Origin of the sequence: Streptomyces sp. NPDC005408, assembly GCF_040606445.1 — a bacterium.
Lineage (GTDB): Bacteria > Actinomycetota > Actinomycetes > Streptomycetales > Streptomycetaceae > Streptomyces.
In genome coordinates this window covers 49954-63705 of sequence record NZ_JBEXEX010000030.1, presented here as the reverse complement: position 1 = coordinate 63705, position 13752 = coordinate 49954, and the positions used below count along the sequence as shown (strand labels likewise).

The window sequence follows — 13752 nt, the reverse complement described above, 5'->3', positions numbered from 1 at the left end:
TCACTCCGGGCCTACGCTCGTCCATGACGACACTCATGCCCCCACCACCAGCGGAGCTGCCGCCATGCGGTCCAATGACGCCCGAACACTCCTCCAAGTTGCCCTGCCCACCGCCGGCGCCGGCGTTCTCGCCGCCGTCATCAGCGGTGTCGTTGCGGGTGGCAAGGGAGCAGTCGGCGCCATTGTCGCGACGGTGATTGTGATCGTCTTCATGGGGATCGGACTTGTGGTCCTCGAACGGACCGCCAAGTCTCTTCCGCACCTGTTCCAAGCCATGGGTCTGATGCTCTATGCGGCACAGATTCTGCTGCTGTTCATCTTTGTCGCCGCATTCAAGAACACGACGCTGTTCAACCCCAAGGCCTTTGCCATCACGCTGGTCGCGACGACCCTGGTATGGATCGCCGCTCAGACCCGTGCGCACATGAAGGCCAAGCTGCTTTACGTCGAACCTGACTCCTCCAACAGCGAGAAGCCCGGAAACAAGGGTTCGTCGTCGTGAGGAGTAGGGCCGGTATAAGTGCGCGTTCGCGATCCTGCTATCGTCCGGTGCCAACTGCGGCACTGCGGGCGCGGGCATCTGAGCTGACGCCTGCTCATTCGCGAGGCTCCATGCCTGCCAGCCGCCCCCACATCCGTAACACCAGTCCAGTGCCGAACCGCGGCTGCGCGCCGCGCCGACACAACGAGGTTGCCGTACCTATGCGCCACGCTGAAGGAGCCCGCGGTGAGTGCTGACCCGACGACGGTGCTCGCCTTCGAGACCGACTGCCACCTTTTTGACGGGTGTGGCTTCCCGGCTCCGGGCCTGCATTCGTTCCTCTTCGAGCCGCTCTTGGGCGACGCCGACGGCAATGGCCTTTACTTCAACAAGCCGATGCTGCTCGCCCTGCTCGGTTCCATTATCGTGGTGGGCTTCTTCTGGGCCGCTTTCCGTAAGCCGAAGCTGGTCCCGGGCAAGCTGCAGATGGTGGCCGAGGCCGGTTACGACTTCGTGCGCCGCGGAATCGTCTACGAGACGATCGGCAAGAAGGACGGCGAGAAGTACGTTCCGCTCGCCGTCTCGCTGTTCTTCTTCATCTGGATGATGAACGTCTGGTCGATCGTCCCGGTCGCCGCCTTCCCGGTGACGTCGATCATCGCGTACCCGATGGTCCTGGCGGCCATCGTCTACATCACCTGGGTCTCGCTGACGTTCAAGCGGCAAGGCTTTGTCGGCTTCTTCAAGAACGTGACGGGCTACGACAAGACGCTCGGCCCGGTGCTGCCGCTCTCCATGACCATCGAGTTCTTCTCGAACCTGCTGGTCCGCCCGTTCACGCACGCCGTACGACTCTTCGCGAACATGTTCGCGGGCCACACGCTGCTGCTGCTCTTCACGATCGCCAGCTGGTACATGCTGAACGGCATCGGCATCGCGTACTCCGGTGTCTCGTTCGTGATGGTCATCATCATGACGGCCTTCGAGCTCTTCATCCAGGCCGTCCAGGCCTATGTGTTCGTGCTCCTGACCTGCAGCTACATCCAGGGCGCGCTCGCCGAGCACCACTGAGTCCGCTCACCCACCCCAATTCGTCCGGTGGCCAACCCCCACCGGTCCGTAAAGAGAAGGAAGAACTGGCATGTCCCAGACCCTCGCTGCTGTTACTGGTGACCTCGGCTCCGTCGGTTACGGTCTTGCGGCCATCGGCCCCGGCGTCGGTATCGGCATCATCTTCGGTAACGGCACCCAGGCCCTGGCCCGTCAGCCCGAGGCCGCCGGCCTGATCCGTGCCAACCAGATCCTCGGCTTCGCCTTCTGTGAGGCGCTGGCCCTCATCGGCCTCGTCATGCCGTTCGTCTACTAAGACGAACGACAAGACGACCGTCCCTTTCGACGAAAGGCACTGATGTGAACACTCTGGTTTCCCTGGCGGCTGAGGGGAAGGAAAACCCCCTCATCCCGCCGTGGCCCGAGCTCGTCATCGGCCTGATCGCCTTCGTCATCGTCTTCGGCTTCCTCGCCAAGAAGCTCCTCCCGAACATCAACAAGGTTCTGGAGCAGCGCCGAGAGGCCATCGAAGGTGGCATCGAGCAGGCCTCTGCGGCCAAGGTCGAAGCCGAAAGCGTGCTCGAGCAGTACAAGGCTCAGCTCGCCGAGGCCCGGCACGAGGCAGCCCGGATGCGCCAGGAGGCGACCGAGCAGGGTGCCGCGATCATCCAGGAGATGAAGGCGGAAGGCCAGCGGCAGCGTGAGGAAATCATCGCCGCCGGTCACACCCAGATCGAGGCCGACCGCAAGGCCGCTTCCGCTGCGCTGCGCCAGGACGTCGGCAAGCTCGCCACCGAACTGGCCGGCAAGCTCGTCGGTGAGTCCCTCGAGGACCACGCCCGGCAGAGCCGCACCATCGACCGCTTCCTCGACGCACTCGAGGACAGCGCTTCGAAGGCAGAGGCCGGGCGATGAACGGAGCGAGCCGCGAGGCACTGGCTGCCGCACGCGAGTCCCTTGACGCGCTGACCGACAACACGTCGGTCGACGTGGCAAAGCTCGCCGCGGAGCTGGCCGCCGTCACCGCTCTGCTCGACCGTGAGGTGTCGCTGCGTCGGGTCCTGACCGACCCGGCGCAGGCCGGCGAGGCCAAGGCCGAGCTGGCGGGACGCCTGCTGCGCGGTCAGGTGGGCGGCGAGACCGTCGACCTGATCTCCGGCATGGTGCGTTCCCGCTGGTCGCGGTCGCGTGACCTGGTCGACTCGGTCGAGGAGCTGGCGGCCACCGCCGACCTCACCGTGGCGCAGCGGGCCGACGCGCTCGACAACGTCGAGGACGAGCTGTTCCGGTTCGGCCGGATCATCCAGTCCAGCACCGAACTGCGGTCCGCGCTGACCGACAAGTCGGCGCCGGCGTCCGCCAAGGGCGAGCTGGTGAGCAGCCTGCTCGGCGGCAAGGCCAATCCGGTCACCGAGCGACTGGTTGTCCGTCTTGTTACCCAGCCCCGGGGACGTAGCCTGGAAGCGGGCCTCGAGTCCCTGTCCAAGCTCGCCGCGGCGCGTCGGGATCGGACGGTCGCGGTCGTCACCTCGGCGGCGCCGCTGACCGACGAGCAGAAGCAGCGCCTCGGCGCCGGTCTCGCGCGGATCTACGGCCGCGAGATGCACCTCAACCTCGACGTGGACCCCGAGGTCCTCGGCGGGATCTCGGTGCGTGTCGGTGACGAGATCATCAACGGCACCATCGCGGAGCGCCTCGACGAGGTCGCCCGCCGCATGGCCGGCTGACCAGCCAGTAACAGAACAAACCAGTACGAGCGGCCCGGTTGGGCCGTGCAGAGATTGCAGAAGATTCCTGGGGGTCGCCCCCAGACCCCCTAAGAAACTTCGGGCCCAACAAGGAGAGCAGGGAACCCAGATGGCGGAGCTCACGATCCGGCCGGAGGAGATCCGGGACGCGCTGGAGAACTTTGTCCAGGCGTACAAGCCGGACGCGGCCTCGCGCGAGGAGGTCGGTACGGTCAGCCTTGCCGGCGACGGCATCGCGAAGGTCGAGGGTCTTCCCTCGGCCATGGCGAACGAGCTGCTGAAGTTCGAGGACGGCACCCTCGGTCTCGCCCTCAACCTCGAGGAGCGCGAGATCGGTGCGATCGTCCTCGGTGAGTTCAGCGGTATCGAGGAAGGCCAGCCGGTCACCCGCACCGGCGAGGTCCTGTCCGTCGCAGTAGGCGAGGGCTACCTGGGTCGCGTCGTCGACCCGCTCGGCACCCCGATCGACGGCCTCGGCGAGATCGAGACCGACGGACGCCGCGCCCTCGAGCTGCAGGCCCCTGGCGTCATGGTGCGTAAGTCGGTGCACGAGCCGATGCAGACCGGCTACAAGGCCGTCGACGCCATGGTGCCCATCGGCCGCGGCCAGCGTCAGCTGATCATTGGTGACCGTCAGACCGGCAAGACCGCTCTGGCCGTCGACACGATCATCAACCAGCGCGACAACTGGCGCTCGGGCGACCCGAAGAAGCAGGTCCGCTGCATCTACGTCGCCATCGGCCAGAAGGGCTCCACCATCGCGTCCGTGCGCGGCGCGCTGGAGGAGGCCGGCGCTCTCGAGTACACGACGATCGTCGCCGCCCCGGCGTCCGACCCGGCCGGCTTCAAGTACCTGGCGCCGTACACCGGTTCGGCCATCGGCCAGCACTGGATGTACCAGGGCAAGCACGTCCTGATCATCTTCGACGACCTCTCGAAGCAGGCCGACGCCTACCGCGCCGTGTCCCTGCTGCTGCGCCGCCCGCCGGGCCGTGAGGCCTACCCGGGTGACGTCTTCTACCTGCACTCGCGTCTGCTGGAGCGCTGCGCCAAGCTCTCCGACGACATGGGCGCCGGTTCGATGACGGGCCTCCCGATCGTCGAGACCAAGGCGAACGACGTATCGGCGTTCATCCCGACCAACGTCATCTCCATCACCGACGGCCAGTGCTTCCTGGAGTCCGACCTGTTCAACGCCGGCCAGCGTCCGGCCCTGAACGTCGGTATCTCGGTCTCCCGTGTCGGTGGCTCCGCCCAGCACAAGGCCATGAAGCAGGTCTCCGGCCGGCTTCGTGTGGACCTCGCCCAGTTCCGTGAGCTCGAGGCGTTCGCCGCCTTCGGTTCCGACCTGGACGCGGCCTCCAAGGCGCAGATGGAGCGCGGCAAGCGCATGGTCGAGCTGCTCAAGCAGGCTCAGTACCAGCCCATGCCCGTCGAGGAGCAGGTTGTCTCCGTCTGGGCCGGCACCACCGGCAAGATGGACGACGTCCCGGTCAACGACATCCGCCGCTTCGAGGCCGAGCTGCTCGAGCACCTGCGCCGTGAGCGCAAGGAGCTGCTGACCAGCATCGCCGAGGGCGGCAAGATGTCGGACGACACCCTGCAGTCCATCGGTGACGCGATCGCCGCCTTCAAGCGTCAGTTCGAGACCTCGGACGGCAAGCTTCTGGGCGAAGACGCGCCGGTCAGCACGGCCAAGTGACGACGGAAGGGACCTGACTCATGGGAGCCCAGCTCCGGGTCTACAAGCGTCGCATCAAATCCGTCACCGCGACCAAGAAGATCACCAAGGCGATGGAGATGATCGCCGCCTCGCGCATCGTCAAGGCGCAGCGCCAGGTGGTGGCCTCCACGCCGTACGCGACCGAGCTCACCCGCGCGGTGACCGCGGTGGCGACCGGGTCGAACACGAAGCACCCCCTCACCACCGAGGTGGACGCTCCGGTCCGCGCCGCGGTCCTGCTCATCACGAGCGACCGCGGTCTGGCCGGCGGCTACTCCGCCAACGCCATCAAGGCGGCTGAGCAGCTCACCGAGCGGCTCCGCGGCGAGGGCAAGGAGGTCGACACGTACATCGTCGGCCGCAAGGGTGTCTCGTACTACGGCTTCCGTGAGCGCAAGGTCACGGATTCGTGGACCGGCTTCACCGACAACCCGACCTACGCGGACGCCAAGAAGGTCGCTGGACCGCTGATCGAGGCGGTCCAGCTGGACACGGCCGAGGGCGGCGTGGACGAGCTCCACATCGTCTTCACCGAGTTCATCTCGATGCTGACGCAGACGCCGGTACAGAACCGGCTGCTGCCCCTCAGCCTCGAGAAGGCGGCCGAGGAGTCCGGTACGAAGGGCGAAATCCTTCCGCTGTTCGACTTCGAGCCGTCGGCGGAGGACGTCCTCGACGCCCTGCTGCCGCGGTACGTCGAGAGCCGGATCTACAACGCGCTGCTCCAGGCCGCTGCTTCCAAGCACGCTGCCACCCGCCGCGCGATGAAGTCGGCGACCGACAACGCCGGGGAGCTCATCAAGAGCCTCTCCCGGCTTGCCAACGCGGCCCGCCAGGCCGAAATCACCCAGGAAATCAGCGAGATCGTCGGTGGCGCCAACGCCCTGGCCGACGCGACCGCGGGGAGTGACAAGTAATGACGACCACTGTTGAGACGGCCGCCGCCACGGGCCGCGTTGCCCGGGTCATCGGCCCGGTCGTCGACGTGGAGTTCTCCGTCGACGCGATGCCGGAGATCTACAACGCCCTCACCGTCGAGGTGGCCGACCCGGCCCTCGACGGCGCGCTGAAGACCCTGACGCTCGAGGTTGCCCAGCACCTCGGCGAGGGCCTGGTCCGCGCGATCTCGATGCAGCCCACCGACGGTCTGGTCCGCCAGGCCGTGGTGACCAACACCGGCAAGGGCATCACCGTCCCGGTCGGCGACTTCACCAAGGGCAAGGTGTTCAACACCCTCGGTGAGGTGCTGAACGTCCCCGAGGCGAACAGCGAGACCACCGAGCGCTGGCCCATCCACCGCAAGGCCCCGTCCTTCGACCAGCTCGAGTCCAAGACCGAGATGTTCGAGACGGGCATCAAGGTCATCGACCTTCTCACCCCGTACGTCAAGGGTGGAAAGATCGGTCTGTTCGGTGGCGCCGGTGTCGGCAAGACCGTTCTGATCCAGGAAATGATCTACCGCGTCGCCAACAACCACGACGGTGTGTCGGTGTTCGCGGGCGTCGGTGAGCGTACCCGTGAGGGCAACGACCTCATCGAGGAAATGACCGAGTCCGGCGTCATCGACAAGACGGCGCTTGTCTTCGGTCAGATGGACGAGCCCCCGGGCACCCGTCTCCGCGTCGCGCTTGCCGGTCTGACCATGGCGGAGTACTTCCGCGATGTGCAGAAGCAGGACGTGCTCTTCTTCATTGACAACATCTTCCGGTACACCCAGGCCGGCTCCGAGGTGTCCACCCTGCTCGGCCGTATGCCGTCCGCGGTGGGTTACCAGCCGAACCTGGCCGACGAGATGGGTCTGCTGCAGGAGCGCATCACCTCGACGCGTGGTCACTCGATCACGTCGATGCAGGCGATCTACGTCCCCGCGGACGACCTGACCGACCCGGCCCCGGCCACCACCTTCGCCCACCTCGACGCGACGACGGTTCTGTCCCGTCCGATCTCCGAGAAGGGCATCTACCCGGCCGTGGACCCGCTGGACTCCACGTCCCGGATCCTGGACCCGCGCTACATCGCGCAGGAGCACTACGACGCGGCGACCCGTGTCAAGGGTGTCCTGCAGAAGTACAAGGACCTCCAGGACATCATCGCGATTCTCGGTATCGACGAGCTGGGCGAGGAGGACAAGCTCGTTGTCCACCGTGCCCGTCGCGTGGAGCGCTTCCTGTCCCAGAACACCCACGTCGCCAAGCAGTTCACCGGCGTGGACGGTTCGGACGTGCCGCTCGAGGAGTCGATCACCGCGTTCAACGCGATCTGCGACGGTGAGTACGACCACTTCCCCGAGCAGGCGTTCTTCATGTGCGGTGGCATTGAGGACCTCAAGGCCAACGCCAAGGAGCTCGGCGTCTCCTGAGTCTCCTGACTCGTGGAGGGGGGCGGGTGCGTCCCGCCCCCCCTCTGTACGCCCCGTAGAATTGACCCAACACCCGGCAGAACCGCCGGGTGGTGACCCGAGGAGCCAACCTTGGCTGCTGAGCTGCACGTCGAGCTGGTCGCCGCGGACCGGCAGGTCTGGTCCGGCGAGGCCACCCTGGTCGTCGCGCGCACCACGTCCGGCGACATCGGCGTCATGCCCGGTCACCAGCCGCTGCTCGGTGTGCTGGAGTCGGGCCCGGTGACCATCCGTACGAGCGAGGGCGAAACCGTCATCGCAGCGGTGCATGGTGGATTCATCTCGTTCGCCGACAACAAGCTGTCGCTGCTGGCGGAGATCGTCGAGCTGGCGGACGAGATCGACGCACAGCGCGCCGAGCGTGCGCTGGAGCGCGCCAAGTCGGACGAGGACGACGCCGCAGAGCGGCGCGCCGATGTCCGGCTGCGTGCGGTGGCGGTGCACTGAGCACCCCGCCGACAGTCGTAGCCCTCAGCCGCGGCCCGGGCTGGAATTCTCCAGACCGTGTCGCGGCTGAGGCAATGCAGGTGCAGGAGCAGGTGGGAATCCGTTTCGGGACGATGCGAGGAGGTCGGTGGACATGTTCCTCGCTCTGCTTGTGAGCGGCCTGGTCGTCGTCACACTGGTAGGGATCGGGCTGTTCGTCTTCGGTCTGCGCCGACGGCTGATTCAGCGCTCCGGCGGCACCTTCGACTGCAGTCTGCGCTGGAACGTCCCGGAGGAGACCGACCTCTCCGGCAAGGGCTGGGTGTACGGCGTCGCCCGCTACAGCGGTGACCGGATCATGTGGTTCCGGATCTTCTCGTACGCCCCCCGCCCCCGCCGTGTCCTTGAGCGCTCCGCCATCGAGGTCGTCGCACGCCGCACGCCCGAGGGCGAGGAGGAGCTGGCACTGCTCTCCGATGCGATCGTGCTCGGCTGTCACCACCGCGGGACGCGGCTGGAGCTGGCGATGAGCGAGGACGCGCTGACCGGTTTCCTCGCCTGGCTCGAGGCGGCGCCGCCCGGGCAACGAGTCAATGTGGCTTAAAAGAGGCGTCTCGTTGGGCGGGGGTCCCCCCGGACGAAGTCTGGGGGAGGGTCAACGTAGCTTGAGAGTGTGACAAAGCCCGGGAGAACGAATCTCCCGGGCTTCGCTGTCAGCGGGTGCTATCCAAGACCGCTGTTGATCGCGCCGACCAGCTCTCCGTTCGTCGTGTCACCGCTGAATTCCCAGAAGAACGCGCCTCCCAGGCCCTGCCCCTTCGCCCAGCTCATCTTCGAGGTGACCGTGGCGGGGGTGTCGTAACTCCACCAGTTGCTGCCGCACTTCGCGTACGCCGTACCGGCGATGGTCCCGGTGGACGGGCAGCTGGTCTTGAGGACCTTGTAGTCCTCGATGCCCTGCTCGTACGTCCCGGGTGCGGGCCCTGTCGCGGTGCCGCCCGGCGTCGCCTGGGTGACTCCGGTCCAGCCGCGTCCGTAGAAACCGATGCCCAGCAGCAGCTTCGCGGACGGCACGCCCTTCGCCTTGAACTTGGCGATCGCCTCGGCGGAGTTGAAGCCCGCCTGCGGGATGCCGGCGTACGAGGTGAGCGGGGAGTGCGGGGCGGTCGGGCCCTGAGCGGCCCAGGCGCCGAAGAAGTCGTACGTCATCACGTTGTACCAGTTGACGTACTGCGCCGCGCCGCCGTAGTCCGCCGCGTCGATCTTTCCGCCGGACGAGGCGTCCGCCGTGACGGCCGCGGTGACCAGGTTGTTCGTACCGAACTTGGTGCGCAGTGCGGAGGCCAGGTTCTTGAAGGCTGCGGCGCCGCTGGTGTCACAGGACAGACCGCAGGCGTTCGGGTACTCCCAGTCGATGTCGATGCCGTCGAAGACATCGGCCCAGCGCGGGTCCTCCACCAGGTCGTAGCAGGACTGGGCGAAGGCCGCCGGATTGGCTGCCGCCTGGCCGAAGCCGCCGGACCAGGTCCAGCCGCCGAAGGACCAGAGGACCTTGATGTTCGGGTACTTGGCCTTGAGCTTGCGCAGCTGGTTGAAGTTGCCGCGCAGCGGCTGGTCCCAGGTGTCGGCGACGCCGTCGACGGCCTGGTCGGCGGTGTACGCCTTGTCGTAGTCGGCGTAGGAGTCGCCGATGGCGCAGCGTCCGCCGGTGACATTGCCGAAGGCGTAGTTGATGTGGGTGATCTTGGAAGCGGAGCCGGAGGTCACCAGGTTCTTGACGTGGTAGTTGCGTCCGTAGACGCCCCACTCGGTGAAGTAGCCCAGCTTGACGGTGGAACCGGGGCCGGGGCCCGGGTCGCCGCCTCCGCCGGTGGTGCGCACTGCGCGGGCGCCGCTGACCGGTCCCGTCTGGTCGGCGGTGTCACGCGCCTGGACGGTGTACGAGTAGTCGGTGCCTGCGGTGAGGCCGGTGTTCGTGTACGTCGTGCCGGTCACTGTCGCGATCTTGGCGCCGTCGCGCAGTACGTCGTAGTTCTTGATGCCCTTGTCGTCGGTGGCGGCGGTCCAGCTCAGCGCCACCGATGTGTCGGTGATGCTGCTCGCGGACGGGGTGCCGGGGGCGGACGGCGGGTTGTCGCCGGGGACGCTGCCGCCGTCACAGGATGCGCCGTTGAGCTTGCAGCCGGAGGGGGCGCCGGGGCCCGCGCCGTTGAAGCCGAAGGAGACGGAGGCGCCGGGGGCGAGAGTGCCGTTCCAGCTCTTGTTCTTGGCGGTCCAGTGGGTGCCGGAGCTGGTGACGTCGGCGTCCCAGGCGGAGGTGACGGAGGTGCCGGAGGGGAAGTCCCACTCGACGGTCCAGGAGCCGAGGGAGGTGGTGCCGGTGTTCTTCACCGTCCACTTGCCCTCGAAGCCGGTGCCCCAGTCCTGGGTCTTGGCGTAGGAGGCCGTGGCGGATGTGGCTGCCTCGGCGGGGGCGGCGAGGCCGACCATCGCGGCCAGGGGGAGAAGCAGTGCGGTCAGTCCCGCGACGGCTCTGGATCTGACTCTGAATCTGGTTCTGTGCAGTGGGGGTTGCGTGTTCACGGGTGCTCCTCGAGGAGGTCCGGACGTTTCGGGGGTGGTCCGTGCGCTGCGCACCCTGCGTGGCTCACCGCAGTGTGTGTGTGCGGTGAGAGTAGGAAGGTCTGGACCAATCGTCAATAGGTCCAGACCATAGGTGTAGCGGGTGGGGGAGAAGGGAAAATCAGATGCCCAACTCCTGTGCCAGGACGGCCGCTTGGACCCTGCTGCGCAGCTCCAGCTTGCCGAGCAGCCGGCTCACATGGGTCTTCACGGTTGCCTCCGCCATGGCGAGGCGTCCGGCGATCTCGGCGTTCGACAAGCCCTCGCCGATGCACGAAAGCACCTCGCGCTCGCGCCGGGTGAGCACATCGAGGACCGCGGGGTCGGGCGCGTTCGGCTTCCGTACGGGCGTCGGCGCGGCGAACTCCGCGATAAGGCGGCGCGTGACGGCCGGTGCGATCAGACCCTCGCCGCGCGCCACTGTGCGTACCGCCTCCAGCAGATCCGCGGCGTCGGTGTTCTTCAGCAGAAAGCCGGCGGCACCTGCCCGCAACGCCCCGAAGACGTACTCGTCCAGATCGAACGTGGTCAGTACGAGAACGTCGGCGAGCTGTTCGGAGACGACCTGCCGGGTCGCCGACACCCCGTCCAGACGCGGCATCTGAACATCCATCAGCACCAGATCCGGGCGCAGTTCGCGGGCCAGCCGCACCGCTTCCTCGCCGTCCGCCGCCTCGCCCGCGACCTCGATGTCCGGTGCGCTGCGCAGGATGAGGACCAGACCGGCGCGTACGGCGCTCTGGTCCTCCGCGACCAGTACCCGGATCGTCATGCCCCGCCGTTCCCTTCGTCGACGGGCAGTTCGGCCCGTACCCGCCAGATCTTGCGGCGGCCGTCGACCTCGCCGTCGACCGCGCCCTCGCCGTCGGTCACCGGTCCCGACTCGAACTCCCCGCCCAGCAGCGCCACCCGCTCCCGCATCCCGACCAGACCGGCCCCCGAGCCGGGCGCGCGCGGGCCGGGCCGGTTGCCGAACGGGCTGGTCACCTGCACCGTCAGGGTCTGCTCGTGCTGGCCCAGGGTGACCCCGACCCTGCCGGGCGACGCGTGTTTGAGGGCGTTCGTCAGCGACTCCTGGATGATGCGGTACGCCGCGAGCTCGACCGGCGCGGGCAGCGCGAGGGCGTCCCCGCGGGTGTCGTCGAGCGTGAACTCAAGACCGCTGGACGATCCGTTCGTGCCCGCCTGGGCGAGCAGCGCGTCCACGCCGGCCAGCGTGGGCGCGGCCGCCGGCTGCGTGCCGCCGCCGCTGTCCCGCAGCAGCCCGATCAGCCGGCGCATCTCAGCCAGTCCGTCGACGCTGTTCTCGCGGATCACGCCCAGTGCGTCGCGCGAAGTCCTCGGGTCGTCGAGGGAGAGCGCGGCCGTGGAGTGGATGGCGATGGCCGAGAGATGGTTGGCGACCATGTCATGCAGCTCGCGGGCCATCCTGGCCCGCTCGGCGGTCACCGCCTGAGTGCGGTCGATCTCGGCGAGCAGAGCCGACTGCTCGGCGCGCAGCTGCGCCGCTTCGGCGGCGTCGCGATGGGTGCGTACGCTCACGCCGGTCCAGGCCGGGGCCACGGTGACCACCGCGAAGACCAGACCGAGCAGCACCGCCTGCGCGTCCTGGAACACGACGAGCGCGGTGACCGTCACGGCTGCCGTGGCCACCATCGACACGGCGGGGATACGGCGCGCGGCAGCGGGCGTGCCGTACAGAACGGCCGCGTAGACCAGATCCGTGAACATCGCGATGGTGGCGACATTCCCGTCGGTGAACTGGTCGGCGAGCATCGCCACACAGCCGATGGCCAGCGCGGTGTTCGGCATCGTCCGGCGCAGCAGCTCCGCCCCGCTCATCACCGCCAGCGGCAGCAGCAACACCGCACGCGGGTCCACGCCGTGCCCGGCGCGGGTGTCCAGACCCAGCGCCCACAGCACCAGGCCGCCGAGGAATCCGGCCACGGCGATGAGCACGTCGTCGCGGTGCGGGCGCGGGAGAGCGGTCACGGACCCATCAAACACGGCGTACGGCCCGCGGGCCTCCACGTCCCGGCTGATGGCCGGATACATCGAAGGATGCAGTGCCACTTCGTCACTGGCGACGACGATCGGCGGCCGTACGGACGGAAGGCTGGAGGGGAACCGAGAGGAGAGTGCCGTGATCGTCACGCTGATCGTGATCTGCGAGGTCGGCTTCTGGGTGCTGCTGGCGGCAGGGCTCACCGCCCGTTATCTGCTGAAGATGGCGCGGTTCGGCGCGGGCCTGCTGCTCCTGGAGCCGCTGCTGGAGGTCGTGCTGCTCGTCGTGACGGCGATCGACCTCAAGAACGGCGCCGAGCCGGACTGGAAGCACGGACTGGCCGCGCTCTACATCGGCTATACCGTCGCGTACGGCCACTACACAATCAAGTGGATCGACGGGCACGTGGCCCACCGCTTCGCGGGCGGCCCGCCCCCGCACAAGCCGCCGCGCTACGGCACGGCCCGCGCCAAGCACGAGGGCAAGCTGTGGCTGCGCACGTTGCTGGCCGCCGCGGTCGCCGTCGCCCTCCTCCAGATCGCGATCTGGTACGTCGGCGACGCGAGCCGGACCGGTTCGCTCAGCTCCTGGCAGCTCACGGCGCTCCGGGCGGCCGCAATCCACGGCCTGATCGCTCTCACCTACACGATCTGGCCGAAGAAGGGGCCGCGCGAGCCGGACGCGAATGCCGAGCGCGAACCGGTCCGGGTCGAGCGCTAGCGCTCCCCGCCCGGCACCCAGAGCACGTCCCCGACCTCCTTGTTCGCGGTCCTCGCGAGAATGAACAAGAGGTCGGAGAGACGGTTGAGATACGTCGCGGTGAGCGGGTTCATCGCCTCCCCGTGCACCTCCAGCGCGGCCCACGTCGAGCGCTCCGCCCGCCGTACGACCGTGCAGGCCTGGTGCAGCAGCGCCGCCCCCGGCGTACCGCCCGGCAGGATGAAGCTGCGCAGCTTCTCCAGCTCCTCGTTGAAGCGGTCGCAGTCCGCCTCGAGCCGGTCGATGTAGAACTGCTCGACCCGCAGCGGCGGATACTTCGGCTCCTCCGCCACCGGCGTCGACAGATCCGCGCCCACGTCGAAGAGATCGTTCTGCACGCGGACGAGGACCTTCACCACCTCCTGCGGAAGCTGCCCGAGCGCGATGGCGGTGCCGAGCACCGCATTGGCCTCATTGGCGTCGGCGTACGCGGCAATCCGCAGATCGGTCTTGGCGGTGCGGCTCATGTCGCCCAGGGCCGTTGTGCCCTGGTCGCCGGTACGGGTGTAGATACGCGTCAGATTGACCATGGAGCCGAGC

Annotated in this window: 15 protein-coding genes; 11 read left to right on the top strand and 4 right to left on the bottom strand. The window is 67.8% G+C overall.

Going from position 1 to position 13752, the window contains the following annotated elements:
• Nucleotides 1-64: 64 nt before the first annotated feature.
• The 10 genes from ABZS64_RS25330 (at nucleotide 65) to ABZS64_RS25285 (ending at nucleotide 8430) form a co-directional block, all read left to right on the top strand.
• Nucleotides 65-502: a hypothetical protein gene (locus ABZS64_RS25330; protein ID WP_355833906.1), complete on the top strand. Its 438-nt coding sequence runs from the start codon at nucleotides 65-67 to the stop codon at nucleotides 500-502.
• A 225-nt stretch (nucleotides 503-727) separates the two neighbouring features.
• Nucleotides 728-1552, top strand: a complete 825-nt coding sequence (gene atpB / locus ABZS64_RS25325) for a F0F1 ATP synthase subunit A (protein ID WP_355833904.1) — start codon at nucleotides 728-730, stop codon at nucleotides 1550-1552.
• A 70-nt stretch (nucleotides 1553-1622) separates the two neighbouring features.
• The gene (atpE, locus tag ABZS64_RS25320) at nucleotides 1623-1847 is read left to right on the top strand and encodes an ATP synthase F0 subunit C (RefSeq protein ID WP_142213658.1); all 225 of its coding nucleotides are present in this window, start codon (nucleotides 1623-1625) and stop codon (nucleotides 1845-1847) included.
• Between the two features lie 44 nt (nucleotides 1848-1891).
• A complete protein-coding gene (locus ABZS64_RS25315) occupies nucleotides 1892-2446 on the top strand; it encodes a F0F1 ATP synthase subunit B (protein ID WP_355833900.1) in 555 nt (184 codons plus the stop codon).
• Entirely contained in the window at nucleotides 2443-3258 is an 816-nt protein-coding gene (locus tag ABZS64_RS25310; RefSeq protein ID WP_355833897.1) for a F0F1 ATP synthase subunit delta, read from the top strand. The genes ABZS64_RS25315 and ABZS64_RS25310 overlap by 4 nt, the downstream gene beginning before the upstream one ends.
• A gap of 130 nt (nucleotides 3259-3388) precedes the next feature.
• Nucleotides 3389-4981, top strand: coding sequence for a F0F1 ATP synthase subunit alpha (gene atpA / locus ABZS64_RS25305; RefSeq protein ID WP_355833894.1), 1593 nt, complete (start codon nucleotides 3389-3391; stop codon nucleotides 4979-4981).
• Between the two features lie 20 nt (nucleotides 4982-5001).
• Entirely contained in the window at nucleotides 5002-5919 is a 918-nt protein-coding gene (locus ABZS64_RS25300) for a F0F1 ATP synthase subunit gamma (protein ID WP_355833891.1), read from the top strand.
• Nucleotides 5919-7361: a F0F1 ATP synthase subunit beta gene (gene atpD / locus ABZS64_RS25295; RefSeq protein WP_355833888.1), complete on the top strand. Its 1443-nt coding sequence runs from the start codon at nucleotides 5919-5921 to the stop codon at nucleotides 7359-7361. The genes ABZS64_RS25300 and atpD overlap by 1 nt, the downstream gene beginning before the upstream one ends.
• A gap of 111 nt (nucleotides 7362-7472) precedes the next feature.
• Nucleotides 7473-7847 carry a F0F1 ATP synthase subunit epsilon gene (locus ABZS64_RS25290; RefSeq protein ID WP_355833885.1) on the top strand — a complete coding sequence of 125 codons (375 nt, stop codon included), beginning with the start codon at nucleotides 7473-7475 and terminating at the stop codon, nucleotides 7845-7847.
• A 133-nt stretch (nucleotides 7848-7980) separates the two neighbouring features.
• Entirely contained in the window at nucleotides 7981-8430 is a 450-nt protein-coding gene (locus tag ABZS64_RS25285) for a DUF2550 domain-containing protein (protein ID WP_355833882.1), read from the top strand.
• A gap of 119 nt (nucleotides 8431-8549) precedes the next feature.
• Here the strand turns inward: ABZS64_RS25285 and ABZS64_RS25280 are convergent, their stop codons facing one another.
• The 3 genes from ABZS64_RS25280 to ABZS64_RS25270 form a co-directional block, all read right to left on the bottom strand.
• The gene (locus tag ABZS64_RS25280) at nucleotides 8550-10409 is read right to left on the bottom strand and encodes a glycoside hydrolase family 18 chitinase (RefSeq protein ID WP_355833879.1); all 1860 of its coding nucleotides are present in this window, start codon (nucleotides 10407-10409) and stop codon (nucleotides 8550-8552) included.
• A 160-nt stretch (nucleotides 10410-10569) separates the two neighbouring features.
• On the bottom strand, nucleotides 10570-11220 hold the full coding sequence (locus tag ABZS64_RS25275) for a response regulator transcription factor (protein WP_355833876.1): 651 nt from the start codon (nucleotides 11218-11220) through the stop codon (nucleotides 10570-10572).
• Entirely contained in the window at nucleotides 11217-12602 is a 1386-nt protein-coding gene (locus ABZS64_RS25270) for a histidine kinase (RefSeq protein ID WP_355833873.1), read from the bottom strand. Before ABZS64_RS25270 ends, ABZS64_RS25275 begins: the two co-directional genes overlap by 4 nt.
• On the opposite strand from ABZS64_RS25270, the gene ABZS64_RS25265 reads away from it, so the two are divergent.
• Nucleotides 12592-13173 (top strand): hypothetical protein, encoded by a 582-nt coding sequence (locus ABZS64_RS25265; RefSeq protein ID WP_355833870.1) that lies wholly within the window; start codon nucleotides 12592-12594, stop codon nucleotides 13171-13173. The two genes, ABZS64_RS25270 and ABZS64_RS25265, sit on opposite strands and share 11 nt — an antisense overlap.
• Here the strand turns inward: ABZS64_RS25265 and ABZS64_RS25260 are convergent.
• A complete protein-coding gene (locus ABZS64_RS25260; RefSeq protein WP_355833867.1) occupies nucleotides 13170-13742 on the bottom strand; it encodes a cob(I)yrinic acid a,c-diamide adenosyltransferase in 573 nt (190 codons plus the stop codon). The genes ABZS64_RS25265 and ABZS64_RS25260 overlap by 4 nt on opposite strands.
• Between the last annotated feature and the right edge of the window lie 10 nt (nucleotides 13743-13752).

Coding starts and splice junctions, on each gene's coding strand:
- atpA (WP_355833894.1), top strand. CDS start 3,389: ATGGCGGAGCTCACGATCCGGCCGGAGGAGATCCGGGACGCGCTGGAG.
- ABZS64_RS25330 (WP_355833906.1), top strand. CDS start 65: ATGCGGTCCAATGACGCCCGAACACTCCTCCAAGTTGCCCTGCCCACC.
- ABZS64_RS25310 (WP_355833897.1), top strand. CDS start 2,443: ATGAACGGAGCGAGCCGCGAGGCACTGGCTGCCGCACGCGAGTCCCTT.
- atpE (WP_142213658.1), top strand. CDS start 1,623: ATGTCCCAGACCCTCGCTGCTGTTACTGGTGACCTCGGCTCCGTCGGT.
- ABZS64_RS25285 (WP_355833882.1), top strand. CDS start 7,981: ATGTTCCTCGCTCTGCTTGTGAGCGGCCTGGTCGTCGTCACACTGGTA.
- atpD (WP_355833888.1), top strand. CDS start 5,919: ATGACGACCACTGTTGAGACGGCCGCCGCCACGGGCCGCGTTGCCCGG.
- ABZS64_RS25275 (WP_355833876.1), bottom strand. CDS start 11,220: ATGACGATCCGGGTACTGGTCGCGGAGGACCAGAGCGCCGTACGCGCC.
- ABZS64_RS25260 (WP_355833867.1), bottom strand. CDS start 13,742: ATGGTCAATCTGACGCGTATCTACACCCGTACCGGCGACCAGGGCACA.
- ABZS64_RS25300 (WP_355833891.1), top strand. CDS start 5,002: ATGGGAGCCCAGCTCCGGGTCTACAAGCGTCGCATCAAATCCGTCACC.